The 24,240-nt window shown below is 50.2% G+C and carries 23 protein-coding genes; 13 read left to right on the top strand and 10 right to left on the bottom strand.

Features of this window, described 5'->3' with window-relative positions:
- Positions 1-9: 9 nt before the first annotated feature.
- The 5 genes from ACJHYO_RS02310 to tolC form a co-directional block, all read right to left on the bottom strand.
- Positions 10-678, bottom strand: coding sequence for a thiol:disulfide interchange protein DsbA/DsbL (locus ACJHYO_RS02310; protein ID WP_000040020.1), 669 nt, complete (start codon positions 676-678; stop codon positions 10-12).
- A gap of 17 nt (positions 679-695) precedes the next feature.
- Entirely contained in the window at positions 696-2,492 is a 1,797-nt protein-coding gene (locus ACJHYO_RS02305; protein WP_000459865.1) for an aryl-sulfate sulfotransferase, read from the bottom strand.
- Positions 2,493-2,976: 484 nt separating this feature from the next.
- Positions 2,977-4,137: a glutathionylspermidine synthase family protein gene (locus tag ACJHYO_RS02300; protein ID WP_000442855.1), complete on the bottom strand. Its 1,161-nt coding sequence runs from the start codon at positions 4,135-4,137 to the stop codon at positions 2,977-2,979.
- Between the two features lie 5 nt (positions 4,138-4,142).
- The gene (locus ACJHYO_RS02295; protein WP_000831543.1) at positions 4,143-4,814 is read right to left on the bottom strand and encodes a DUF1190 family protein; all 672 of its coding nucleotides are present in this window, start codon (positions 4,812-4,814) and stop codon (positions 4,143-4,145) included.
- Between the two features lie 147 nt (positions 4,815-4,961).
- Positions 4,962-6,443 (bottom strand): outer membrane channel protein TolC, encoded by a 1,482-nt coding sequence (gene tolC, locus ACJHYO_RS02290; protein WP_000735290.1) that lies wholly within the window; start codon positions 6,441-6,443, stop codon positions 4,962-4,964.
- 204 nt (positions 6,444-6,647) lie between these two features.
- On the opposite strand from tolC, the gene nudF reads away from it, so the two are divergent.
- Genes nudF through parE form a run of 5 tightly spaced genes read left to right on the top strand, consistent with a single transcriptional unit; the run spans position 6,648 to position 11,054 of the window.
- Complete coding sequence (gene nudF, locus ACJHYO_RS02285) at positions 6,648-7,277, top strand: ADP-ribose diphosphatase (protein ID WP_000917124.1); 630 nt, start codon at positions 6,648-6,650, stop codon at positions 7,275-7,277.
- Positions 7,278-7,700 (top strand): DUF1249 family protein, encoded by a 423-nt coding sequence (locus ACJHYO_RS02280; RefSeq protein ID WP_000833393.1) that lies wholly within the window; start codon positions 7,278-7,280, stop codon positions 7,698-7,700.
- 24 nt (positions 7,701-7,724) lie between these two features.
- Positions 7,725-8,552 (top strand): 3',5'-cyclic-AMP phosphodiesterase, encoded by an 828-nt coding sequence (cpdA, locus tag ACJHYO_RS02275; protein ID WP_000444751.1) that lies wholly within the window; start codon positions 7,725-7,727, stop codon positions 8,550-8,552.
- A complete protein-coding gene (gene yqiA, locus ACJHYO_RS02270; protein ID WP_000105733.1) occupies positions 8,552-9,133 on the top strand; it encodes an esterase YqiA in 582 nt (193 codons plus the stop codon). The genes cpdA and yqiA overlap by 1 nt, the downstream gene beginning before the upstream one ends.
- A 28-nt stretch (positions 9,134-9,161) precedes the next feature.
- Entirely contained in the window at positions 9,162-11,054 is a 1,893-nt protein-coding gene (parE, locus tag ACJHYO_RS02265; protein ID WP_000195274.1) for a DNA topoisomerase IV subunit B, read from the top strand.
- Positions 11,055-11,117: 63 nt separating this feature from the next.
- On the opposite strand, the gene ACJHYO_RS02260 is transcribed toward parE, so the two are convergent.
- A complete protein-coding gene (locus tag ACJHYO_RS02260; protein ID WP_001240666.1) occupies positions 11,118-13,259 on the bottom strand; it encodes a TonB-dependent siderophore receptor in 2,142 nt (713 codons plus the stop codon).
- 373 nt (positions 13,260-13,632) lie between these two features.
- Here ACJHYO_RS02260 and ACJHYO_RS02255 point away from each other — a divergent pair, with 373 nt between their 5' ends.
- Genes ACJHYO_RS02255 through ACJHYO_RS02235 form a run of 5 tightly spaced genes read left to right on the top strand, consistent with a single transcriptional unit; the run spans position 13,633 to position 18,310 of the window.
- Positions 13,633-14,442, top strand: coding sequence for an ABC transporter ATP-binding protein (locus ACJHYO_RS02255; protein WP_000940874.1), 810 nt, complete (start codon positions 13,633-13,635; stop codon positions 14,440-14,442).
- Positions 14,439-15,422, top strand: a complete 984-nt coding sequence (locus ACJHYO_RS02250) for a FecCD family ABC transporter permease (protein WP_000986433.1) — start codon at positions 14,439-14,441, stop codon at positions 15,420-15,422. Before ACJHYO_RS02255 ends, ACJHYO_RS02250 begins: the two co-directional genes overlap by 4 nt.
- Positions 15,423-15,430: 8 nt before the next feature.
- Positions 15,431-16,468 carry a FecCD family ABC transporter permease gene (locus ACJHYO_RS02245; protein WP_001357675.1) on the top strand — a complete coding sequence of 346 codons (1,038 nt, stop codon included), beginning with the start codon at positions 15,431-15,433 and terminating at the stop codon, positions 16,466-16,468.
- Positions 16,469-16,478: 10 nt separating this feature from the next.
- Complete coding sequence (locus tag ACJHYO_RS02240) at positions 16,479-17,426, top strand: iron-siderophore ABC transporter substrate-binding protein (protein WP_033555524.1); 948 nt, start codon at positions 16,479-16,481, stop codon at positions 17,424-17,426.
- Complete coding sequence (locus ACJHYO_RS02235; RefSeq protein WP_000614960.1) at positions 17,423-18,310, top strand: MurR/RpiR family transcriptional regulator; 888 nt, start codon at positions 17,423-17,425, stop codon at positions 18,308-18,310. The genes ACJHYO_RS02240 and ACJHYO_RS02235 overlap by 4 nt, the downstream gene beginning before the upstream one ends.
- A gap of 44 nt (positions 18,311-18,354) precedes the next feature.
- On the opposite strand, the gene ACJHYO_RS02230 is transcribed toward ACJHYO_RS02235, so the two are convergent.
- The 4 genes from ACJHYO_RS02230 to qseB all read right to left on the bottom strand — a co-directional run bounded on the left by ACJHYO_RS02230 (position 18,355) and on the right by qseB (position 21,396).
- Positions 18,355-18,669: a putative quinol monooxygenase gene (locus tag ACJHYO_RS02230; protein ID WP_000633738.1), complete on the bottom strand. Its 315-nt coding sequence runs from the start codon at positions 18,667-18,669 to the stop codon at positions 18,355-18,357.
- 30 nt (positions 18,670-18,699) lie between these two features.
- The gene (mdaB, locus tag ACJHYO_RS02225; RefSeq protein WP_000065430.1) at positions 18,700-19,281 is read right to left on the bottom strand and encodes an NADPH:quinone oxidoreductase MdaB; all 582 of its coding nucleotides are present in this window, start codon (positions 19,279-19,281) and stop codon (positions 18,700-18,702) included.
- A 109-nt stretch (positions 19,282-19,390) separates the two neighbouring features.
- A complete protein-coding gene (gene qseC / locus ACJHYO_RS02220; protein WP_000673386.1) occupies positions 19,391-20,740 on the bottom strand; it encodes a quorum sensing histidine kinase QseC in 1,350 nt (449 codons plus the stop codon).
- Positions 20,737-21,396: a quorum sensing response regulator transcription factor QseB gene (gene qseB / locus ACJHYO_RS02215; protein WP_001221493.1), complete on the bottom strand. Its 660-nt coding sequence runs from the start codon at positions 21,394-21,396 to the stop codon at positions 20,737-20,739. The genes qseC and qseB overlap by 4 nt, the downstream gene beginning before the upstream one ends.
- 151 nt (positions 21,397-21,547) lie before the next feature.
- Between qseB and ygiW the strand changes: the two genes are divergently transcribed.
- The 3 genes from ygiW (at position 21,548) to ACJHYO_RS02200 (ending at position 24,191) form a co-directional block, all read left to right on the top strand.
- A complete protein-coding gene (gene ygiW / locus ACJHYO_RS02210) occupies positions 21,548-21,940 on the top strand; it encodes an OB fold stress tolerance protein YgiW (RefSeq protein ID WP_000712658.1) in 393 nt (130 codons plus the stop codon).
- A gap of 52 nt (positions 21,941-21,992) precedes the next feature.
- On the top strand, positions 21,993-22,475 hold the full coding sequence (locus tag ACJHYO_RS02205) for a GyrI-like domain-containing protein (protein ID WP_000183493.1): 483 nt from the start codon (positions 21,993-21,995) through the stop codon (positions 22,473-22,475).
- A 108-nt stretch (positions 22,476-22,583) separates the two neighbouring features.
- On the top strand, positions 22,584-24,191 hold the full coding sequence (locus tag ACJHYO_RS02200; RefSeq protein WP_085455538.1) for an ABC transporter substrate-binding protein: 1,608 nt from the start codon (positions 22,584-22,586) through the stop codon (positions 24,189-24,191).
- The last annotated feature ends 49 nt before the right edge of the window (positions 24,192-24,240 follow it).

Here is a 24,240-nt window from a genome sequence, read left to right as displayed (position 1 = left end):
GTTTCCCTGTTATTTGCTTGCTAACTCACGGATAAGGTCTGCCATCGCGTCGATGGATTTGATGCTCTTGGTGTAGATCAAGTACTTACCATTAACGACATAGGCTGGAACCCCCTGGATTTTGGCGACATCATAAGAGGCTTTCCATTTTTCCAGTGTTTCTTGAACTGCTGGTTCTTTCAGTGCCGCTTCAAAATCCGCCTGACTCATACCTGCGGCATCCAGACCGGTTTTGATAAAAGCAGCCGGATCTTTACCGTCAGACCAGCGTTCTTTTTTGTCGTGATAAGCCGCGTAGTAGGCAAACTTGGCTTTCTTAAACTGAGAGTTAGCATCAAATAAGGAAATGCCTGCTGCTTTATCTTTATTGATCAAGACCGCAAAGACTTCGCTTGCTTGTTTGCCGTATTCACCTTTTGTTTCCAGATGGAACGGCGTGAAAGCAACGATATCTTTCACTTTTTCCGATACCGGACCGGTAACCGCTTTGTCGTACTTGTAACAGAACGGGCAGGCGTAGCTAAATACCTTAATCAGCGTTTTGTCGGCATTCGGAATTGGTTTTTCCAGAACCATGTAATCCGTGCCTTCGGTAAATGCAGAAGCGGTAAATGAAACCGCCAGAGCTGCGGTAAGCAGTATGGTTTTAAATAGTGATGAGATCCCTAATTTCGACATTTTTATTCCCTTCTTAATTATTTGAACATCTGTTGTGGACGGACTAACAGCGCACGGTAGTGAGTCTGATTGGGTTTATCTGACAGCACGTCGATTTCCACTTTCACTTCTTTGGTTTTGTAATCGATTTCGTTCAACTTACCTACGGTCGGCTGCCCGACATCGAACAAATGAATAGAACCACCGAAGCCAAACATGGTGTTACGGTCGGCTTGATATTCAATGATGGAGGTAATCGGGCTATAGAAATCGTAGCCACGTTCTTTACCGTATTCCCACACTTGCTGAACGGTGCCTTTCTTCTCATCAATCTTATATTCCACAAAGCGGGAGTATTTCATGGTTGGTAAGGCAGGTTGTTCCAGATGACGCCCATCGCCATTATCAAAAATGGTGAGCGTTCCTTTACTGGAAATCCAGGCGGTATGCTGGGTGTAGGTAAAATCGAAGTCTGAGTTTTCGCACAGGCCATTTTCGTTACAGGTAATAGGTTTACCGTTAGCGTCCACCGGTTTCAGCAGCTTGCTGGCCAGCGGTTTTTCCCAACCTTTAGAGGGCGCAAGGATCCATTTCACTTGCTTATCACGACCAATCTTCACAACACCTTGGTGGCGAGAGGAGAGGATGATAGAGTCATCTTTTGCGTCATAGGCGATAGAGTTCACGTGCGCCCAGTTGCGGCCTGGCCCTACACCCAGCGCGTCGCCGAACGGTGTATCTGGTTCCAGTTTTGCCTGTTGTCCTGCATGGGCAAGGTCAACGTTAACGCAAACTGCACCTGCATCCAGCGCGCCGAGCAGTGCATCGCGTTTCGGATCGAGGATCTTGGTCAGATCCCATACATCGACAACGCGACCAGATTTATCGACTTCGAGGATATGGTCACGAATGGTGGTGACGTGTACGCCGTCATCGCGACGATAGTTACTCTTACCTACGCGCAACAGTACCGTGCCATTTGGCGTCTCAATGGACTCATGAGTGGCGTCAGCAAATCCGCGCGGTAGTTTGTGATCTTCGAGCACCTGTCCCATCATGTCGAACTCGTACCAGTGCTGACCTTGTACAGCGGTAAAGGTGCCGCGTGGCGTTTCGCGGATACCCATCAGATAACCACGCTTGTTGATATCGCGGTCACGACCATCGTAGAAAGTGTCTTGATCCAGCCACCAGCGGTATTCACCTTCGGTATCGACGATGAAAGTAAAGGGCGCGATATCAAAAGGGAGTGCGCCGGTTGCCGGACCCGCATCAAGGATACCGGCATTTTTATCTTTCTCACCATGCCAGTGGAGATCGGAACCTTGGGCGGTAAAGGTGTGGGTATTAACCAGATAGAGGCGATCTTCAAAACCCGGTGCGACTTTAATAACTTTGGTCTGTTGTAAATCGGAGATAGAGCGGTTATCCATGTAATTATTGACGATGGCCGAAGTGTGCACCACATAATCATCTTTCATGACCTTGCCGTTTTCTTTCCACTCAACGGTCACTTTGTTAGCAAATTTCTGATAAAGACCAAAAATCGGTACACCATCGTAAGTTTTTAGTGATTCCTGACCCACGGGATAGCTGATTTCTACGCCTTTTTCGCCCTTCCCATGGACGGTAACTTTGACGTCAGAAATAACATGGCTATCTAAGTCAACCAAAGCGGTCAGTGGTGCATTGCCGTAGGGATCGACAATGACCGCACCCAGTTGCCCGGCAGGCGGCGCTGGTTTAAAACCCGCAGCCATCACCCCCGATGCTGACAAACCCAGGGTTATCGCCACAGTTCCGGCTACGAGTGTTTTTCTATATTTATCAAACATGGATATATCTCCTTATATAACGCAAATATATAATAATGATGAATATCGACTGTTGAGAGGGTGCTAATAAATTCGTTACGTGAATATAAATATTAATTCAATAAAGAGTGAGAATGCTTTTGTGTTTCTTTTAAATATGTTGTTATTCGGTGAAACAAATATTTATGTTTAATGGATAGTAGGGGGGCAATATATCAATCACAATGTTCAATACTGTGTAGTGTGATCCCTGCAACATTGTTTTTTAATTATTAAATTTAAATCTGGTGAGATAAAAGTAAAGTATTTAAATAATATCAAATAGTTATGTTGTGATGTATTCACTTACTTTAATTACAATATCGCTTGCATATGACGATTTAACATTAAATTGAGTATTAATGTTAAATAAAGGTTGGATATGTATGTGTTTATATATTGATGGGAGTTATGAATGGTGGATTATAAGAGATTGCCCCGCTTATCGGGGCAATATTAAGCTGTATTACTCAACAAAAATATGCGGATAAAACCGAGACATATCCTGGGTGATCAATGCACGGTCTTCACGAATGCCAATTCCGGCAGGTTGATCGTTCACCAGCCAGCTACCAATCAGCATATAGCTGTCGCCGAATTTCGGTAACGGGTGGAATTGCTGAACAATCATCCCTTCTTCGCCATACGGACCTTCCGCTGCTGCAATGGTTTTGCCGTTCTCAATGATCGACACGTTTGCGCCTTCACGGGAGAAGATCGGTTTAACCACATATTTTTCCATTTGCGGATGATCATCTTCCGCAAAATAAGCGGGCAGCAGGTTCGGGTGATTCGGGAACATCTCCCACAGTAGCGGTAGAAGCGCTTTGTTGGAGATAATGCTCTTCCACGCCGGTTCCAGCCAGCGTACGCCTGCATCCTCCAGCTTGGTGGAGAACATCTCACGCAACATAAATTCCCACGGATACAGCTTGAACAGGTTGGAAATCACCTGATCCTGTAAATCCGTGAACTGACCTTTTTCACCTAACCCGATATCGTCGATGTAGAGGAACTCGGTAGCGATTTCAGCTTCCGTCGCGCAGTCCTGCAAATACTGAATGGTTCCGCGATCTTCCACCGTGTCGCGACAGCAGGTGAGATGCAGCAACTGGAAGCCATACTGTTCACGCAGCTCAACGAAGCGATCGATCAGCTTTTCTTGCAAACTGTTAAACTGGTCGCTGCCCTCCGGCAAGTTACCGGCGTTAAGCTGATCTTCCAGCCAGATCCACTGAAAGAACGCCGCCTCGTATAGTGACGTTGGCGTATCGGCGTTATTTTCCAGAAGTTTAGGTTCGCCAGTGCCATCCCACGCCAGATCAAGACGCGAATAAAGCGATGGCTGGTGCGTCAGCCATGACTGGCGCACAAAACTCCAGGTGTGTTTTGGAATGCGGAATTTGGTCATCAGCTCATCGCTGGCGATCACTTTTTCCACCACTTTCAGGCACATCTGGTGCAGTTCGGCGGTGACTTCTTCCAGCTTTTCAACCTGGGCGAGGGTCAACTTGTAGTAAGCATCTTCACACCAGTACGGCTCGCCGTACATGGTGTGAAAATTGAAACCGTATTCGTGGGCTTTTTCGCGCCAGTCCGGGCGCTCGGTAATACTGACTCTTTCCATCGGTATCAGCCACCCATTGAACGAGAAGAGGTGCCGGTTGCGCTACGCTGCATAGTGCTTTGTTTGGCAACAGATTCACCAAAACCGCCACGGGTAACAGTAGTAGTGGTCGCCGGTTTTGGTGCCATTGCCGTCTTCGGTACGGTCATGGTGCGGCCTGGCTGGGCTGCGCCATAGTTTTTACCGGTCGCGTCGGTATATTTACCGTAAGCCGGGCTGGCCGGGTTTTTCGAGGAGAACAGCGGCTGCTGTGCAAATCCCGCGCCGCCGCCCATCAGACGTCCCATCATGTAACCGGCCATCAGCGGCATCCAGAAACTCCCGCTGGATTGCTGGGCCTGCGCCTGGTTTTCTGGTGCCATGCCAGCCTGGGCTGGTGCCTGCTGGCACTGACCTTCACCAAATTCAGCAACACAGTCTTCACGGGTGGCGTATTTCGGCGCAGTACGTTCGGCTTCTTTCAGCGCATTGTTGTACGCGGTGGTACATTCGGCGCTTTTGCCTGGGTTTGCAGCTGAACAGTCGTCAGCATTTTGATAGAGAGACACTGTTTCATCACTCTTTTCACAGCCCGCCAGCATAAAAACAGTGGCAACCGCGAGAGCGACTGGTGTCAGATGGCGTGCGCTCCAGTTTTTGCGGAACGATGCGTGGCGTATGGATTTTGTCCGTTTCATTTTTGTCTTCCGGGACCAGTGGTAAATACCCATCAGAATAGAGGATGGCTGGTCGAAATTGAAGCGAGAAGGGGGAAGAATGCGGCAGATAACCCGTATCTTTACGTTGCCTTACGTTCAGACGGGGCTGAAGCCCCGTCGTCGTCATCAGTTACGGAAAGGGTTATGACCGTTACTGGTGGTAGTGCGTGCGGATGTTTGCTGAACGACTGGTGCCGGGCTATCAGGCGCATAACCATCAGCAATAGCATTCTGTTCCGGCGTTTGCGGGGCAACGTTTTCCGGATTAGTGGAAACCGGTTTGCTCAGCGCATTGTTCAGTGCCAGCAGATCCTGCTCGTTCAACGTACCCAGAGCTGACTTAATATTCAACTGGTTAATCAGGTAGTTATAACGCGCATTTGCCAGCTCTTGCTTAGCGTTGTACAGCGTGGTGGTCGCATCCAACACATCAACAATGGTACGCGTACCAACCGAGTAACCCGCTTCCATCGCGTCTAATGAGCTTTGAGCGGAAACTACGGCTTGTTTGTAGGCGTTAATGCTACTGATAGAAGCATTAATGTTGTTGAAGGAGGAACGTACGGTTTGCACGACGCTACGATGCGCGCTTTCCAGTTGCTCGCTGGCACCAACAAAGTTGTACTGGGCCTGTTTCACCTGCGAGTTAACCATTCCGCCCTGATAAATCGGCAGCGAGAAGCTCAGGCCAACTTTGTTCTGGCCCATATTGCTATCGTCATACTGGCCTGCGGTCGCACCACGGGTTTTTGAACCGCTGTAAGAGGTGTCAGAAATTCCGGTAGAGGCCGTCAAATCCAGAGTCGGTAAGTGACCGTCCTGCGCCTGGCGAATTTGCTCGCGCGCCAGGTCCTGGCTCAAGCGCGCCTGTAACAACGACAGGTTACGTTTTTCGGCTTCTTTCAGCAGCGTGTTAACCGGCTGTGGTTTGTCGGTTTTAAAGTTTTCGACATTCAGCGCCGCCAGTTCCGGATAGTAGTTACCGGTGATCTGGCGCAGCTGCTCTACCGCGTTATCAAGGTTATTACGTGCGGTCACTTCGTTCGCCAGCACGGTATCGTACTGTGCGCGGGCGTTCTGCACGTCGGTGATCGCTACCAGGCCCACGTTAAAACGTTGGGTGGTTTGATCTAATTGACGGTAGATCGCTTCTTTTTGCGCCTGTGTATAGGAAAGAACGTCAATAGCATTCAACACGTTGAAATAAGCGGTCGCGGTGTTGAGGATCAAGGTTTGTTGATCGGTCTGATACGTGACGTCCTGAATCCCAGCTGCTTTTTCCTGCAGCGTTAACGCACGCCATTTCGACATATCAAAAATGGATTGAGTTAACTGCAGGGACGCACTGGTCGCGTTAGAGTTGATGCCGTTCGCGTCGCGGTAGCCGTTGCTATAGGTGTAATCTGCACCTAAACCTAGCTGTGGCAGTAATGGACTGCGCGCTTCATTAATTTTTTCAAAGGCAGCATCACGATCGGCGGCAGACTTACGCAATTCCGGGTTACTAAGGCGTGCTTGCTGATAAACTTGCATCAGGTTCTCGGCCTGGCTCAACGAACTGAAACCAGAAAGGCTCAGGCCGATAAGAATGGGGAGCAATTTCTTCATTTGCATTCCTTGTGGTGAAGCAGTATTTAGCGCGATCAAACTGTAAAATTATTGCGGATTCTAGCAGAAGCCGCTACCGCAAAAGGTTGGCGTTACGTGCCATAGGGCGTTAATGTGCCTCAATTTAACACATGACTGCTCAAACGGCAGTCAAACGTCGCTGAAATTCACATTTAATTCACTATTAGTGCTAGGACATTAACAATGCTTAAGCCAGACAACCTGCCCGTTACATTTGGCAAAAACGATGTAGAAATTATTGCACGAGAAACACTTTATCGCGGCTTTTTTTCATTAGATCTTTATAGATTTCGTCATCGTCTATTCAACGGGCAAATGAGTCATGAGGTACGGCGGGAAATTTTTGAGCGCGGTCACGCCGCAGTCTTGCTACCCTTTGACCCAGTACGTGATGAAGTTGTGCTGATTGAGCAGATTCGGATTGCCGCGTACGACACCAGCAAAACCCCCTGGCTACTGGAGATGGTTGCCGGGATGATTGAAGAGGGTGAAAGTGTGGAAGATGTTGCCCGTCGCGAAGCGATTGAAGAGGCGGGACTGATAGTCAAACGGACCAAACCGGTGTTAAGTTTCCTGGCAAGCCCGGGGGGCACCAGTGAGCGTTCGTCAATTATGGTGGGCGAAGTGGACGCCACGACCGCAAGCGGTATTCACGGTCTGGCTGATGAAAACGAAGATATTCGCGTTCATGTGGTAAGCCGGGAACAGGCATACCAGTGGGTAGAAGAGGGGAAAATCGACAACGCAGCGTCGGTCATCGCTTTGCAATGGCTGCAGCTGCATCATCAAGCGTTAAAAAATGAGTGGGCATAAATGAAGCGTTACACACCTGACTTTCCTGAAATGATGCGCCTGTGCGAGATGAACTTTTCACAATTGCGCCGTTTGTTACCGCGCAATGACGCACCCGGCGAAACTGTAAGCTATCAGGTGGCAAACGCACAATATCGGCTGACGATTGTGGAATCGACCCGATACACTACCCTGGTGACAATAGAACAGACTGCGCCCGCGATCAGTTACTGGAGCCTTCCGTCAATGACGGTGCGTCTGTATCATGACGCGATGGTGGCTGAAGTGTGTTCAAGCCAGCAGATTTTTCGCTTCAAAGCGCGGTATGATTATCCTAATAAAAAGTTGCATCAACGCGACGAAAAGCATCAAATTAATCAGTTTTTAGCGGACTGGTTGCGATACTGTTTAGCACATGGAGCGATGGCGATTCCGGTTTATTAGCGTCGTGAAACCTAAGGACACCATTTGGAAAGCCTGTTAACCCTTCCTCTGGCTGGTGAGGCCAGAGTCAGGATTTTACAAATTACCGACACTCACCTGTTTGCACAAAAGCACGAAGCCCTGTTAGGGGTAAACACCTGGGAAAGCTACCAGGCGGTGCTGGAGGCGATTCGGCCACACCAGCACGAATTCGACCTGATTGTCGCGACAGGTGATTTAGCGCAGGATCAATCCTCTGCGGCCTATCAGCATTTCGCTGAAGGCATCGCAAGTTTTCGTGCGCCCTGCGTCTGGCTGCCGGGCAACCACGATTTCCAGCCCGCGATGTACAGTGCGTTACAGGATGCGGGTATCTCCCCGGCGAAGCGCGTGTTTATTGGTGAGCAATGGCAAATCCTGTTGCTGGATAGCCAGGTGTTTGGCGTGCCGCACGGTGAGCTGAGCGAGTTTCAGCTTGAGTGGCTGGAACGTAAACTGGCCGATGCGCCAGGACGCCATACGTTGCTGCTGCTGCATCATCATCCGCTACCTGCAGGTTGTAGTTGGCTTGATCAACACAGCCTGCGTAACGCGGGCGAACTGGATACCGTGCTGGCGAAGTTTCCGCACGTCAAATACTTGCTGTGCGGTCACATTCATCAGGAGCTGGATCTCGACTGGAATGGTCGCCGCTTGCTGGCAACGCCGTCGACCTGTGTGCAGTTTAAGCCGCACTGTTCTAACTTTACGCTGGACACCATCGCGCCCGGCTGGCGTACTCTCGAGTTACATGCTGATGGCACGCTGACCACCGAGGTGCATCGCCTGGCGGACGCACGCTTCCAACCTGATACCGCTTCAGAAGGCTACTGATGTCTACGCTTCTTTATTTACACGGTTTCAACAGCTCGCCGCGCTCTGCAAAAGCGAGCTTGTTAAAAAACTGGCTGGCGGAACATCACCCTGACGTTGAGATGATCATTCCGCAGTTGCCCCCGTATCCTTCTGACGCGGCAGAACTGCTGGAATCTATTGTCCTGGAACATGGCGGCGATTCGCTGGGTATTGTCGGTTCGTCACTGGGGGGATATTACGCCACCTGGTTGTCGCAATGTTTTATGCTGCCCGCAGTGGTGGTCAACCCGGCGGTGCGCCCGTTTGAACTGCTGACGGACTATCTCGGTCAGAACGAGAACCCCTACACCGGGCAGCAATATGTGCTAGAGTCACGCCATATTTACGATCTCAAAGTCATGCAGATTGACCCGCTGGAAGCGCCGGATTTGATCTGGCTGCTGCAACAGACGGGAGATGAAGTGCTGGATTACCGCCAGGCGGTGGCGTACTACGCTTCCTGCCGCCAGACTGTCATAGAAGGCGGCAACCACGCATTCACGGGCTTCGAAGATTATTTCAACCCGATCGTCGATTTTCTTGGTCTGCACCATCTCTGACGATCAACTCGAATTGCTAACTTAAACCATGACGCAAACTTATAACGCTGATGCCATTGAGGTACTCACCGGGCTTGAGCCGGTTCGCCGCCGTCCGGGGATGTATACCGATACCACTCGCCCTAACCATTTGGGGCAAGAAGTTATTGATAACAGTGTCGATGAAGCACTGGCGGGCCACGCAAAACGCGTGGATGTAATCTTACATGCCGACCAGTCGTTAGAAGTGATTGACGATGGGCGCGGGATGCCGGTAGATATTCACCCGGAAGAGGGGGTACCGGCGGTTGAACTGATTCTTTGCCGTCTGCACGCGGGCGGTAAATTCTCTAACAAAAATTACCAGTTCTCTGGCGGCCTGCATGGCGTGGGGATTTCGGTAGTTAACGCCCTGTCGAAGCGCGTAGAAGTTAACGTACGCCGCGATGGTCAGATCTATAACATCGCCTTTGAAAATGGCGAAAAGGTGCAAGATTTACAGGTTGTCGGCACTTGCGGTAAACGCAATACCGGTACCAGCGTGCACTTCTGGCCGGATGAAACCTTCTTTGACAGCCCGCGTTTTTCTGTTTCACGCCTGACGCATGTGCTGAAAGCCAAAGCGGTACTGTGCCCGGGCGTTGAGATCACTTTTAAAGATGAGATCAACAACACCGAACAGCGCTGGTGCTATCAGGACGGTCTGAATGATTACCTGGCGGAAGCGGTAAACGGTTTACCGACGCTGCCAGAAAAACCGTTTATCGGTAATTTCGCTGGCGATACTGAAGCGGTGGACTGGGCGCTACTGTGGCTGCCGGAAGGCGGTGAACTGCTGACCGAAAGCTACGTCAACCTGATCCCAACGATGCAGGGCGGTACCCATGTTAATGGCCTGCGTCAGGGCCTGCTGGACGCGATGCGTGAGTTCTGTGAATACCGCAACATTCTGCCGCGCGGTGTAAAGCTGTCGGCGGAAGATATCTGGGATCGCTGCGCCTATGTGCTGTCAGTAAAAATGCAGGATCCGCAGTTTGCCGGGCAGACCAAAGAACGTCTCTCTTCGCGTCAGTGTGCGGCATTCGTTTCGGGCGTGGTGAAAGATGCCTTCATCCTGTGGCTGAACCAGAACGTTCAGGCGGCGGAGCTGTTGGCAGAGATGGCGATTTCCAGCGCCCAGCGTCGTATGCGTGCGGCTAAAAAAGTGGTGCGTAAAAAGCTAACCAGCGGCCCGGCGCTGCCTGGTAAATTGGCTGACTGTACCGCGCAGGATCTTAACCGTACCGAACTATTCCTTGTGGAAGGTGACTCCGCAGGCGGATCTGCCAAGCAGGCGCGCGATCGCGAATATCAGGCGATCATGCCACTGAAAGGTAAGATCCTTAACACCTGGGAAGTCTCTTCCGACGAAGTGCTGGCTTCGCAGGAAGTGCACGATATTTCGGTAGCTATCGGTATCGATCCTGACAGCGACGATTTGAGCCAGCTTCGTTACGGCAAGATCTGTATCCTGGCGGATGCTGACTCCGATGGTCTGCACATTGCCACGCTGCTCTGCGCTTTGTTTGTAAAACACTTCCGCGCATTGGTGAAACACGGTCACGTTTACGTTGCACTGCCACCGCTCTACCGTATTGACCTCGGGAAAGAGGTTTATTACGCGCTGACGGAAGAAGAGAAAGAGGGCGTACTTGAGCAATTAAAACGCAAGAAAGGCAAGCCAAACGTCCAGCGTTTTAAAGGTCTCGGGGAAATGAACCCGATGCAATTGCGCGAAACCACGCTTGATCCGAACACTCGCCGTCTGGTGCAGTTGACTATCGATGATGAAGACGATCAGCGTACTGACGCGATGATGGATATGCTGCTGGCGAAGAAACGCTCGGAAGATCGCCGCAATTGGTTGCAAGAAAAAGGCGACATGGCAGAGATTGAGGTCTGATAATCCTCCCGCCAGAAGAATAAAACATAGCCCGGTATACAAGTGTATACCGGGCTTTTTTGATCAAAATTCCATTTTCACCGTGAATTGCACTTCACGCGGATCGCCAATCTGGTTGCCCAGATTATTTGTGGCGATGGAAGAGGTGTAATACGTTTTATCAAACAGATTTTTGACGTTTAATTGCAGTGTGACCGGATACTGCAATTTCATTTTGTATGCGGCGAAGGCATCGGCAACAAAATAGCCTGGCAGATAATAGTCAGCCCCATTGGTTGCCGAACGACGGCTTACGCCATGTCCACCACCGCCAAACGTCAGTGTGTTATTGCCAGGCATGTTATGAATGTCATAGGTCAGGAATAGCGAACCGGTATGACGAGGAACATTCGGCAATGGTTTACCTGCATAATCAGGATCTTCCAGAACCTTAGCATCGGTATAGCCGTAGCTGGCAATGATATTAATGTTTTCAGTTAATGCTCCCGCAAGGTCGACTTCTACCCCTCTTGAACGAACACGGCCTGCCGTTTTGGCAATGGTTTCATCACCAACACTTTCGGTATACAACACATTACGTTTATGGATATCAAACAGCGCAATATCTGCGGTGATACCATCGAATAGCTCGAATTTTGCCCCGACTTCGTAAGCATTAGATGATTCTGGTGGAAGATCGCCAATGTAGCTGGCAATTGACGACTGTGGCATAAATGTTTGCGAATAATTGGCAAATAAGGATACCGATGGCGTCAGTTTGTAGACCAACCCCAGTTTGGGAGTCCATTGTTCATCGCGGCTGTCAGTATTGACATTAAAAGGACGGCCTTTACCCGCATACTGCGTGTAATACTGATAGCGGATCCCGGCGACGGCAATCCAGTTATCGGTCAGATAGAGTGCGTCCTGTGCATACGCTGAGTAGCTCTCCTGTTTGATCGTCTGATCACTGTCCGACGCCGAAACCGTTGTACATTTGCTGGTATTACCATAAACAGGGTTGTAGATATTGAAATCTTTAGCTTTTTTACAGCGAATCATATCTGTACGCAGAAGATCATAATATTCATATGACACCCCACCCAGAATCTCATTATAGAATCCGGCAATATCAACATTCCCTTGCAGATCCGCACGAGTAGCATGCATACGCTGGGTAGATCCCTGAGTTGCATCAACACGCCGTGTCAGTGTTCCTGTCGTTGCATCATACGCGGTAACACGCGCCTGATTATCGCTGTATTTATCCTGGCTGTAGCTGTAATCAAAGCGCGCTGTCCACTGGCTATTGAGATGATATTCTGCGTTGAGTTGCGCCAGATCGGACTGACCATCTGTAATATTAAACGGTTCGTCAAAACGTATTTTTCGATCAACGTTTACGGGCTGTTTCGTCGTAAGGTCGAAAATCGTTCCACGATCGAACGGAGTTTTATAGTCCCGATGGGAATAGAGCATGGTTACTGTTGCATTATCACCAAACCAGGTGAGTGACGGGGCAATAAATGTACTGCGCTCTTTACCGAAGTTTCGCCAGTAATCTTCATCCTGCACTTCCCCGGTAAGGCGATACGCCAGCTGAGTGCCTTCAATGGGACCTGTGATATCAAGTTGCCCAGTGCCGCCACCAAAACTGGAGGAGGTGGCTGAAACCGAACCATGGAATGTTTTTTCCGGGCGCTTGGTCACGACGTTAATCAGTCCGCCAGGATCGAGAATGCCATACAGCGTGGAGGCCGGGCCTTTTAGCACTTCCACACGTTCTGTGGCGGCGTTGAAACTGCGAGGAAGTACGGTTCGCAGACCGTTGGTCATGATGGAGCCATCCCGGTTTGCGCCAAACCCACGGCGTACAAAAGCATCCTGAGTCCCGCCTAATGTATTGGTCTGTACCACGTTACTGACGTTATAAAGCGCCTCATCCAGCGTCGTCGCATTCTGGTTTTCCAGAACCTGATCGCTAACCGTATTGACCACCTGCGGGATATCCAGCATCGGCATATCGGTTAATGTCGCCGTAGAGGTGCTCAGAGGTTGATAACCATCGGTTGCCTCAGTTGCGGTATTTGCATCTGCTGTAACAGTGATTGTTTCGCCATCTTTGGTCGTTACAGAGTCTGTTGCATGAATCATCGGTGCCGCAAAAAGCAGTGAAAAGAGCGCCCGACCTTTGAGTCCTGAGAATGAAGGTGTGAACATAGCCATTTAGTCTGTTATCCCAAAAACTCGCGGATTGTCGCGAGTGAAAATTGTTTCTTATTGCTCACTAAGCACTATCCGTTTGTTATTTCGCCATCGGATATGTAATTGAGAATCATTCAATCACGCAGTAATGTAGTAGTAAATGAGAAATAACAAAAAAATGCTACATGTGTTTTTATGAAAAGTTTATACAATTTGATTGCTTTTAATTTATTGATATTTAATGTTTTTATTTTTATGTATAAAAATATTTTACCTGTTGTTTACCTTGTTTTTGTGTGGCTTTTAACTGCTTGACTACTACATTTTGTGGCGTCAAACTCTCAAAGGAGAATGAGTTTTATTTTTGTTTGTCTTTGATTAAGTTGGCGTACACGTGGCACATAACGCAAAAGGGCAGGGGCTGATCCTCGACAATGTTTCTGCCGGGTATCACAAGAAGATCATTGTTGATGGTGTTTCTTTCTCCGTTCCCACAGAAAAAATGACCGTTCTGGTTGGGGCAAACGGCTGTGGAAAGTCGACGTTGCTCAGCACCATTGCACGTATCTTGCAACCTATGGGCGGTTCGATATTGCTTGATGGCAAAGCGATTCACGAGCAACCAACGAAAGCGTTATCCCGTAGACTTGGGATCTTGCCGCAGTCGCCATTATTGCCGGAGGGCTTAACCGTTTATGAACTGGTGTCGCGTGGGCGTTTTCCCTGGCAAAATTTCATACGTCAATGGAGCGACGCCGATGAGCAGGCGGTGGAAGAGGCCCTGAAATTAACCGGTACGCAGGAGTTTGCACATTTACCTGTTGAAAAACTCTCTGGTGGGCAGCGCCAGCGTTGCTGGATTGCGATGGTGTTGGCGCAAAAGACGCCTTATATCCTGCTGGATGAACCCACAACCTGGCTTGATTTACGTTATCAGGTTGAAATTCTTGAGTTATTACATGATTTAACGCGTCATCACGGGCGTACAGTCGTCGTGGTGTTGCATGATCTGAATTTTGCCGTCAATTATGGCGATACGTTGATATTTTTACGCCAGGGGAAAGTGGTGCGTGTGTTGAATGAGGGGGAGCATTGCACGCCTGAACTGGTAAAAGCGGTCTTTGACGTTGATGTTCACGCATCAATAAATCCTCTGACGGGAAAGCCGTTCTTCATGCCGTTTCGTGGTGTAGAAAAAGTATGATGCGCACAGGGCTGGTTACTGTAATTTTCCTCGCCTTACTGCTGGTGGGATGCGTGGTATATCCAGGGATTGGTGCCCGATTTATTGCACCACAAACGGTGTTGCAGGCATTTCTTCATTTTGATCCGCAAAACTTCGATCACAACGTAATTGTAAGACTCCGTTTGCCGCGTTTAGCGGCAGCATTGCTTACCGGTGCTTCTCTTGGTGTTGCTGGTGCTTTGTTGCAGGCTGTCATTCGTAACCCATTGGGGGAGCCACATATTTTAGGCTTAAATGCCGGAGCCGCTCTTGCTGTCGTTGCCGCCAGTGCGCTTGGACTGGCCTTTCCGGTTGGACGCCCACTGCTGGCATCTACGGGGGGCGCGTTATTGTTCCTGTTGATATTGCTGCTTTCCTCCGCAGGGCGTTCAGGGGTAACGCCAATGAAAGTTACTTTATGCGGCGTGGCGCTATCGGCGTTCGTGTCCTCAATAACGGCTGCAATCCTGATTCTTGACGAACAAACACTGCTGGCGATGCGGACATGGCTAGCAGGTGATTTAGCGGGGCAGGATTGGGCGACGCTGGGTACGTCCGCCTGGTTTTCTCTGGGGGGATTTGTGTTAGCCCTTTACCTTGCACCCTCCCTTAACATGTTGGCACTGGGCGATCGCATGGCGCAGGGGCTGGGCGTCTCTGTACTCCGCACGCGAACATTTACCCTGCTTGCGATCGCGTTGCTCTGTGGCGCAGCCGTATCGATTGCTGGCCCCATTGGTTTTGTCGGCCTGCTAGTACCGCAGATTGTCCGGCGTCTGGTATCAGCGGATCTGCGCGTTCTGCTCCCTCTTTCAGCTTGTGTCGGCGCGCTTTTGTTATTACTGGCAGATATTATTGCCCGGACGCTTTTCACGCCCCATGAGTTAGCGACCGGTGTCATGACGGCGTTAGTTGGTGCGCCTGTTTTTGTCATTATGGCGACGAGGATGTTCAAATGAGTCGGATAATGAACGTCGGGCTACGCCCACTACGTGTTGGTAAGTTTTCGACACTGGTACGCCCTAAAAATCTGCTGTTGCTTGGTGGGTTGTTTCTGTTTGCGGTTGGAATACTGATATTCGGTCTGATGCATGGCTCTTTCTCCGTCCCGGCATCGGAAGTAGGACGAGCATTGTTCTCTCCAGAAAACGTAAGCACAGACGCACGTTATATTGTGCAGGATATTCGCTTGCCGAGAGTCATCATGGCATTGCTATGCGGGGCCATGTTAGGTATGGCAGGGGCCGCAATGCAATCCATTGCACGTAACGGCCTTGCCGATCCTGGGTTAATCGGCGTCAAAGAAGGATGTAGCGTGGCTGTGCTGTGGCTGATTTTCCAGTTTCCAATGCTGGGAATGTTCTGGCGTCCAGTGGCTGGTCTTGCTGGTGGCCTGTTGGTGGCTTTAATCGTGATTTTTTGTGCGCGCGATATTTCCCGCCCGCGATTTGTTCTGATTGGTATTGGTGTTTCCTGGTTTTTCGCCGCCGGTATCGGTGTATTTATGACCACTGCAGATGTTCGAGATGTACAAACTGCATTGATGTGGTTATCGGGAAGCCTGCATGCAGCTAACTGGATGTTAGTCGGTATTTCAGCCTGTTGGATGTTGCCAGCCGCTCTTTTATTGCTGTTCACCGCCAGGACTGCGGATATCGCTCTGCTTGGTCATCAGGTTGCAACCGGGTTAGGGGTGAATAGTTCTCGTCTGGCGTTGTTACGTGTCGCCGCACCCATAATCCTGACAGCCGTCTGCGTTTCGTGTGTTGGTAACATCGGTTTTGTCGGATTGATAGCACCCCATATATCACGTTTTATTCTACGTGGCGGGCAGACGACATTACTGCTGGGGAGCGCGGTATCGGGGGCGTTGTTAGTTATTCTGGCGGATAGCATTGGTCGTTTGGCTTTTTTGCCTTTGCAACTGCCTGCCGGAATCATTATCTCACTGATTGGTGGACCATTTTTTTTGCTACTGCTCTGGCAGCGCAGGAACAGTTTTTAACGGGAGTTATATGCGTTTATTTTTTTCTCTGCTGATACTGTTGTCATTTTTTTCCCGTGCAACAGAACCTGTTCAGGTATTTACTGATGATTTAGGGCGCAAAGTCACTGTTCCTGCTCATCCAAAGAGAATTGTCTCTTTACACGATCTTGATATCACTATTCCTCTGATTGAGCTCGGTGTACCTCCTGTCGCCAGCCACGGGCGAACTCGGCCTGACGGTAGCCATTTCATTCGATCTGGCGCGTTATTGACAGGTGTCGACTTTGATAATTCATCGATCGCCTTTATTGGTACCGCTGATATTGATATTGAAGCGATTGTGGCGGCAAAGCCTGACCTGATCATCACAGAACCGACCCGTAATACGCCCATTGAACAACTTGAAAAAATTGCGCCCACGGTGAGCATTGATCATCTCAAAGGGGGTGCGCCAGAAATCTATCGCAAGCTGGCAGAACTTACAGGAACGCAGTCGCAGCTGGCGATACTTGAACGCCGCTATCAGGCACAAATCAATGCGCTGAAGGCGACGCTGGACAGCCAAAAAATAACGGTATCGGTGATTCAGGCAAACCAGGGAAAAATTAATGTGATGCATAGCTATCATTCGCTGGGGCGGGTATTACGCGATGCTGGTTTTCGTTTTCCGCCGCTGATTGAGAGCATTCCTGAAGGTGGGCGAATGGATGTGAGCGCGGAGCGTTTACCTGAACTGGATGCCAATTTTGTTTTTGCAACCTGGCGCGGTGACACCGGTGGTAAACCTCAGGATGAGCTGGCAGCAATGGAAAAAGTCATGCCGGGATGGTGTCAGTTTCTGACTGCCTGTCGTTCCGGGCGTTATGTGCTGATTTCTCGTGAAGAGGCAATTTCTAACTCCTTTGCATCTCTGGGGCTGATGGCTGCGCAGATACAATCACAAATTGCAGGGCGACCTCTACCGGAAGATAAATGATCCAGAAAGATAAAGTGCGGGTTGATATTTTTGGTGAGCGTTTTCGCACTCGCGCGAGTCAGTTAACGCCTGGGTTAAGAGTTGTCGCCAGCTACATTAATGAGCATCGTGAAGTGGTACTCGAGCAAACGGCGATGGAAATTGCGGCCACGTTGAACACTTCCGATGCCACAGTTATCAGGGCTATACAGGCCCTGGGGTTTGCCGGGCTGCGTGATCTGAAACGCACTCTGGAACAGTGGCTTGGTCCAGCCCTTAGTTCCAGCGAAAAGATGTCTACGACGGTGAGTAACTTGACGAGCGATGTTAACACCGCAATCGACTTTGTTCTTGAAGGGCATTTGTATACCTGTAATGTCCTGTCAGAGCCTGAAAACCGCCACGCGCTTGCGCAAGCTGTAGCGTTGTTGGTGCAGGCACGGCAAGTCGCAATTTTTGGCATTGGCGCTTCGGGTATTCTGGCGGACTATACCGCACGACTATTCAACCGCATAGGTTTGCCTGCCACGGCACTAAACCGTACGGGTATTGGCCTTGCCGAGCAACTGATCGCGCTTCAACGTGGCGATGTTCTGATCATGATGGCGCAAAAATCTGCGCACCGGGAAGGGCTGACAACGCTTCGTGAGGCGAGGCGGCTGGGGATCCCTGTTATTTTGCTGACAAACGCGCTGGATTCACGTTTTAGCAAAGACGCCAGTATCGTGATTCATGTTCCGCGCGGGGATGAAAAAGGGAAAACGCCGCTACATGGTACGGTATTGTTGTGTCTGGAAATGATTGTCTGGTCGGTAGCTTCCGCAGTGCCGCAGCGTGCGGTTAAAACCATTAAGCGAATTAACGATTTCCATCGAGGACTGAAAACGGGAAGAAAGAATGGCTAATCTGGGCTGAGACCGGTAGCAGCACCGGCCTCTTTTTAGAAATGTCAAAGCCCCGGCTGCAGGATACGAATATTCATCTCCAGCACGTCACCTTTTACGGCTTCGCTATATGCTTTCATGTGCGGGGTTTGCAGATGCGCTTCAAGATGCGCGATGCTTTCCCACTGCTCAATCATCACGATAGAATCCGGTGCCATAGACTGGAAACTCACGCCAGCAGCGCAATCCACCATTGGCGCATAGCCGTGGCAACCTTCTTCTTTCAGTACGGTTGGAACGATTTTAGCAAACTGATCCAACACTGCCTGACGGTGATGTTGACCAGGACGAGTACGGATTTCTGCGATTACTGTAATCATGGTTAACTCCTTCTAAAGCCAGAGCTCTAGTTAACCAAAAATTTCCACAAGATGCTTGCGATATTCTTCAGTATAGCGGGGAACATCAGGCATTTTTATCACGTCATTAGCGATAAATGTCGGCAGCGGTTCCATGCCAAGGAACTGGTTTGCTTTATGGAACGGCAGGTACACACCGTCAACACCAACGCCGTGGAAGAACTGATCTTTTTCGGTGAAGGCTTCCATTGGTGCGTTCCAGGTCAGAGAAAGCATATATTTTTTGCCCTGTACCAGGCCGCCGGAACCGTATTTTTTTGATGGATCTTTGCGGGTACGACCATCGCTGGCATACAGAGTCCCGTGACCTTCGGTGAATACATCATCAATATATTTTTTCACTGTCCACGGCGCGCCCATCCACCAGCCAGGCATCTGCCAGATCACCACATCAGCCCAGAGAAAGTTTTGTACTTCCGCTTTGACATCGTAGTCGCTGTCGGCGCGAACGATGCGGACATCATGCCCGAGGTCGCGAAGTGTGCCATCCGCGACTTCGGTCAGGGTGTCGTTCAGTTGACCATTGGAGTGGGCGAATTTTTTCGCGCCGTTGATAATCAGGATGTTGCTCATTTTTTAACCTCAAGGTGAGACGTTTGCCGACTATAGTACGTCACAGAGCGGTATGGTGAAATTAGCAAAATGTGCAAAGTCTTTTGCGAATTTAGCAAAAGTCTTACCCTTACCAGCTTACCTTCGCCTCAAATCCACCTTGTTCCGCATTCCCAAATTCAACATTCATGTCATGCAATTTGGCGATTCGCTGGACAATCGATAGCCCAAGTCCACTGCCGGTAGCGGTTTGTCCGGGTGGGCGATAGAAGCGTTCGCCAATTCGCGCCAATGCCTCTGGTGTCACACCGGGGCCGTTATCCCTCACGATGAAATTATCGGCATTCAGCGTGACGTCTACCACGCTACCTTGTGGACTGTAACGCACGGCGTTATCCAGCAAATTTCGCACCAACAAACTTAGCAATAGCGGTTGTCCGGTGCGTTTGATGCCGTTGGCTTTGAGTGTCAGTCGCACGTCAATTTTCGCCTGCTGCGCCGTGTGGTAAATATCCATCACCGACGATTGCAGGAGATCTTCAAGCGGGATCTCCGCGATGTCCTGAAGGTTATCCAGTGAGTCCAGCCGCGATAGCGTGAGCAGTTGATCAACCAGACGAGTAGCGCGATCGATCCCGGAATGTAATTGGAGCAGCGCTTTTTTCCGCGCCTGCGGATCATCGTCAGAGAGCTGAGCAACTTCGGTTTGCACTTTCAGCGCCGTTAACGGGCTACGAAGTTCGTGAGCTGCGTCGGAGGTAAAGCGTCGTTCACGAACCATCATCGTATGTGTGCGGGCGAACAGTTGATTTAGCGACTCAACCAGTGGGCGCACTTCGCTGGGTACGCCCGTCGCGTTTAGTGGTTTTTCCGAGTCTGGGTCACGCATACGTAGTGCCAGCGCCAGTTTGTTCAGCGGCGCGAGTTCACGACCCAGTAGTACCATCATGATGATTAACATAATCGGCAGTGCGACCAGCCACGGGATCAATTGTCCGGCAACAATCGCCAGCGCCATGTCTTCACGGTATTCCCATTCCTGACCCACAACGATGCGATATTTGCCATCAGGTGAGGTCATCCAGACAAAACGCCAGGGATCGTCTTCACCGACCAGTTGCCCGTCAGCAAAACCTTCCCGCTGATAGCTATAGGGAATATCTTCTCCGTTATCGCCATCGTTAAGGACCATTCTGCCGTCGTGGGTAAAGATGGCAAAAGTCAGCGCATCGTCATCAACATGACCGTGTTTTAATTTATTTGGCGTCTGTGCCATGCGATCCGCCGCGTTGATTTCGTTGAGATCGAGCGTACTTAACCGTTTGGCAAACAGCATCAGTTGGGTGTCGAACAACTCATCGACGTTATCCGTTGTTTGTTTCCAGGCGACAAAGCTGGAAAGCAGCCAGGTCACCGAGGCCAGAATTAAAAAGATTAGCGTCAGCCTGACTCGCAGACTAAGACGTTGGGTAAATTTCATTTCTCACCTAATGTGTAGCCAATACCATGCACGGTACGAATAAAATCACTACCGAGTTTGCGTCGCAGATGATGCACATGCACTTCAACGGCATTACTGGTGACCTCTTCGTCCCAGGTATACAGTTTCTCTTCAATCAGTTTGCGCGGCAGTACCCGACCAGCGTTACGCATCAGTAATTCCAGCAGGGCAAATTCTTTTGGTTTCAGCGTTAAGGGTTCGCCAGCCAGCGTGGCGATACGTTTGCCGGGGTCGAGCATGACGTTGCCGTGGCGCAGCTCGTTGCTGGCCTGGCCGTTGGTTCGGCGCATCAGAGCTTCCAGCCTGGCGGCGACTTCTATCAACGCAAAAGGTTTACACAGATAATCGTCAGCTCCCAGACGCAGCCCTTCTACACGTTCCGCCAGCGCATCGCGCGCAGTCAGGATCAATACAGGCTCACGCTGACCTTTTTCTCGCCATTCGCGCAAAATATCGCGACCATCCATGCCTGGTAAGGTTAAATCCAGGATCACCGCATCATAAGGCGCGCTATATAGCGCTTCTTTTCCCTGACGACCTTGTGTAAACCAGTCGACGCTAAAACCCATTTTACTAAGGCCCGTTTTGATGCCGTCGCCAATCAGCATGTCATCTTCTATCAGTAAAATTCGCATTTTTTCATCCCTGCGATAACCGTATTTGCTGCCAGTAAACCGTGTTGTAACGCGCTCTGTACAGCATTAAATTTTATTTTTTTCCCTTAAGAAGTTGTTAAGGACTATCTTGTTAAATGCTCGGAAACAGACATTAAAGGGAGTAATAAACATGAAAAAATTCGCAGCAGTAATCGCAGTAATGGCCCTGTGCAGTGCACCGGTTATGGCAGCAGAGCAGGGAGGTTTTTCTGGCCCATCGGCAACGCAAAGTCAGGCCGGAGGATTCCAGGGGCCGAACGGCAGCGTAACGACCGTAGAAAGCGCAAAATCCCTGCGTGACGACACCTGGGTAACCCTACGCGGCAATATCGTTGAACGCATCTCTGACGATCTCTACGTGTTCAAAGATGCCAGCGGTACTATCAATGTTGATATCGACCACAAACGCTGGAACGGCGTGACGGTGACGCCGAAAGATACGGTTGAGATTCAGGGGGAAGTCGATAAAGACTGGAATTCTGTTGAAATTGACGTCAAACAGATCCGCAAAGTAAATCCGTAATTGTTACCGCTCCCGGGACGCGTTCCCGGGAATAATTTCGCAGGGAGGCAAAATGACAAACCTGACACTGGATGTAAATATTATCGATTTCCCATCAATCCCTGTGGCGATGTTGCCGCACCGCTGTAGCCCTGAGTTGCTCAACTACAGCGTGGCGAAATTTATCATGTGGCGTAAAGAGACGGGGCTTTCTCCTGTTAACCAAAGCCAGACTTTTGGCGTCGCCTGGGACGACCCAGCCACCACCGCACCGGAAGCGTTTCGCTTTGATATCTGCGGCAGCGTTAGTGAACCGATCCCCGATAATCGTTATGGCGTGAGTAATGGCGAACTTACCGGTGGGCGTTATGCTGTTGCCCGCCATGTTGGCGAGCTGGACGATATTTCACACACGATATGGGGCATCATTCGCCACTGGCTACCTGCAAGCGGCGAAAAAATGCGCAAAGCCCCGATCCTGTTTCACTACACCAATCTTGCCGAAGGGATGACAGAGCGGCGACTGGAAACGGATATTTATGTGCCGTTGGCGTGATGGGGAATCTTTACCGGAGTGTGAGCCAAATCACTCGCGATAAGTTTGAGCAAACAATGCCACAGGCGTATTGTTGTCGGGCTTATAATTTCTCCGGTAAGGAATACCATGTATACGCGAAATTTATTATGGCTGGTCAGCCTGGTAAGTGCGGCTCCTCTCTACGCTGCTGACGTTCCCGCCAACACACCGCTCGCCCCGCAACAAGTCTTTCGTTACAACAATCATAGCGACCCAGGCACGCTCGACCCGCAAAAGGTAGAGGAGAATACTGCCGCGCAGATTGTGCTGGATCTGTTTGAAGGTCTGGTATGGATGGACGGTGAAGGCCAGGTGCAGCCCGCTCAGGCTGAACGCTGGGAGATACTTGACGACGGCAAGCGCTATATTTTCCATCTGCGTAGCGGTTTGCAGTGGTCAGACGGTCAGCCTCTGACGGCAGAGGATTTTGTCCTCGGCTGGCAGCGCGCGGTTGACCCGAAAACGGCAAGCCCTTTTGCTGACTATCTGGCACAGGCGCACATTAACAATGCCGCGGCTATTGTTGCGGGTAAAGCAGATGTTACATCGCTGGGTGTCAAAGCGACGGATGATCGTACTCTTGAAGTTACGCTTGAGCAGCCAGTTCCTTGGTTCACGACGATGCTCGCCTGGCCGACGCTGTTCCCGGTTCCTCATCATGTCATCGCTAAACATGGCGATAGCTGGAGTAAGCCAGAGAACATGGTTTACAACGGTGCCTTTGTGCTTGATAAATGGGTAGTTAACGAAAAGATTACTGCACGCAAAAATCCAAAGTACCGCGATGCGCAACATACAGTATTGCAACAGGTTGAGTATCTGGCGCTGGATAATTCGGTCACCGGCTATAACCGCTATCGCGCGGGAGAGGTCGATCTCACCTGGGTTCCGGCGCAGCAAATTCCCGCCATTGAAAAATCACAGCCTGGCGATCTACGAATTATCCCGCGTCTGAACAGCGAATATTACAACTTTAACCTTGAGAAACCGCCATTTAACGATGTGCGGGTGCGTCGGGCGCTATATCTTACGGTTGATCGACAGCTTATTGCGCAAAAGGTACTGGGGTTGAGAACGCCCGCAACCACGCTGACGCCGCCAGAGGTAAAAGGCTTTAGCGCGACGACGTTCGATGAACTGCAAAAGCCAATGAGTGAGCGTGTCGCGATGGCAAAAGTCTTGCTGAAACAGGCGGGATACGACGCCTCTCATCCGCTACGCTTTGAGCTGTTCTACAACAAGTACGATCTGCATGAAAAGACCGCGATAGCGTTGTCTTCCGAATGGAAAAAATGGCTGGGTGCACAGGTGACGCTGCGCACAATGGAGTGGAAAACCTATCTTGATGCCCGACGAGCCGGTGATTTTATGCTGTCTCGGCAGTCGTGGGATGCGACGTACAATGATGCCTCCAGCTTCCTGAACACGCTCAAAAGCGATAGTGAAGAAAACGTCGGTCACTGGAAAAATGCGCAGTATGACGCCTTACTAAACCAGGCCACGCAGATCACTGATGCAACAAAGCGTAATGCGTTGTATCAGCAGGCAGAAGTGATCATCAACCAGCAGGCACCGCTGATTCCTATCTACTATCAGCCGTTAATCAAACTACTTAAACCCTACGTTGGCGGTTTTCCGCTGCATAATCCCCAGGATTATGTCTACAGCAAAGAGTTGTATATCAAGGCACATTGATGCCTTTATCGCCGTCGGAGCACGTCCGGCGGCGCTATTCACGCTGATC

This window comes from Escherichia sp. WS1118 (genome assembly GCF_046487695.1).
GTDB lineage: Bacteria > Pseudomonadota > Gammaproteobacteria > Enterobacterales > Enterobacteriaceae > Escherichia > Escherichia coli.
This window is presented reverse-complemented; position numbering and strand designations above follow the sequence as displayed.

Bases quoted from the DNA above. Each gene is read 5' to 3' on its own strand.
- ACJHYO_RS02310 (WP_000040020.1), bottom strand. From the start codon at position 678: ATGTCGAAATTAGGGATCTCATCACTATTTAAAACCATACTGCTTACC.
- ACJHYO_RS02305 (WP_000459865.1), bottom strand. From the start codon at position 2,492: ATGTTTGATAAATATAGAAAAACACTCGTAGCCGGAACTGTGGCGATA.
- ACJHYO_RS02300 (WP_000442855.1), bottom strand. From the start codon at position 4,137: ATGGAAAGAGTCAGTATTACCGAGCGCCCGGACTGGCGCGAAAAAGCC.
- ACJHYO_RS02295 (WP_000831543.1), bottom strand. From the start codon at position 4,814: ATGAAACGGACAAAATCCATACGCCACGCATCGTTCCGCAAAAACTGG.
- tolC (WP_000735290.1), bottom strand. From the start codon at position 6,443: ATGAAGAAATTGCTCCCCATTCTTATCGGCCTGAGCCTTTCTGGTTTC.
- nudF (WP_000917124.1), top strand. From the start codon at position 6,648: ATGCTTAAGCCAGACAACCTGCCCGTTACATTTGGCAAAAACGATGTA.
- ACJHYO_RS02280 (WP_000833393.1), top strand. From the start codon at position 7,278: ATGAAGCGTTACACACCTGACTTTCCTGAAATGATGCGCCTGTGCGAG.
- yqiA (WP_000105733.1), top strand. From the start codon at position 8,552: ATGTCTACGCTTCTTTATTTACACGGTTTCAACAGCTCGCCGCGCTCT.
- parE (WP_000195274.1), top strand. From the start codon at position 9,162: ATGACGCAAACTTATAACGCTGATGCCATTGAGGTACTCACCGGGCTT.
- ACJHYO_RS02260 (WP_001240666.1), bottom strand. From the start codon at position 13,259: ATGGCTATGTTCACACCTTCATTCTCAGGACTCAAAGGTCGGGCGCTC.
- ACJHYO_RS02250 (WP_000986433.1), top strand. From the start codon at position 14,439: ATGATGCGCACAGGGCTGGTTACTGTAATTTTCCTCGCCTTACTGCTG.
- ACJHYO_RS02245 (WP_001357675.1), top strand. From the start codon at position 15,431: ATGAACGTCGGGCTACGCCCACTACGTGTTGGTAAGTTTTCGACACTG.
- ACJHYO_RS02240 (WP_033555524.1), top strand. From the start codon at position 16,479: ATGCGTTTATTTTTTTCTCTGCTGATACTGTTGTCATTTTTTTCCCGT.
- ACJHYO_RS02235 (WP_000614960.1), top strand. From the start codon at position 17,423: ATGATCCAGAAAGATAAAGTGCGGGTTGATATTTTTGGTGAGCGTTTT.
- ACJHYO_RS02230 (WP_000633738.1), bottom strand. From the start codon at position 18,669: ATGATTACAGTAATCGCAGAAATCCGTACTCGTCCTGGTCAACATCAC.
- mdaB (WP_000065430.1), bottom strand. From the start codon at position 19,281: ATGAGCAACATCCTGATTATCAACGGCGCGAAAAAATTCGCCCACTCC.
- qseC (WP_000673386.1), bottom strand. From the start codon at position 20,740: ATGAAATTTACCCAACGTCTTAGTCTGCGAGTCAGGCTGACGCTAATC.
- qseB (WP_001221493.1), bottom strand. From the start codon at position 21,396: ATGCGAATTTTACTGATAGAAGATGACATGCTGATTGGCGACGGCATC.
- ygiW (WP_000712658.1), top strand. From the start codon at position 21,548: ATGAAAAAATTCGCAGCAGTAATCGCAGTAATGGCCCTGTGCAGTGCA.
- ACJHYO_RS02205 (WP_000183493.1), top strand. From the start codon at position 21,993: ATGACAAACCTGACACTGGATGTAAATATTATCGATTTCCCATCAATC.
- ACJHYO_RS02200 (WP_085455538.1), top strand. From the start codon at position 22,584: ATGTATACGCGAAATTTATTATGGCTGGTCAGCCTGGTAAGTGCGGCT.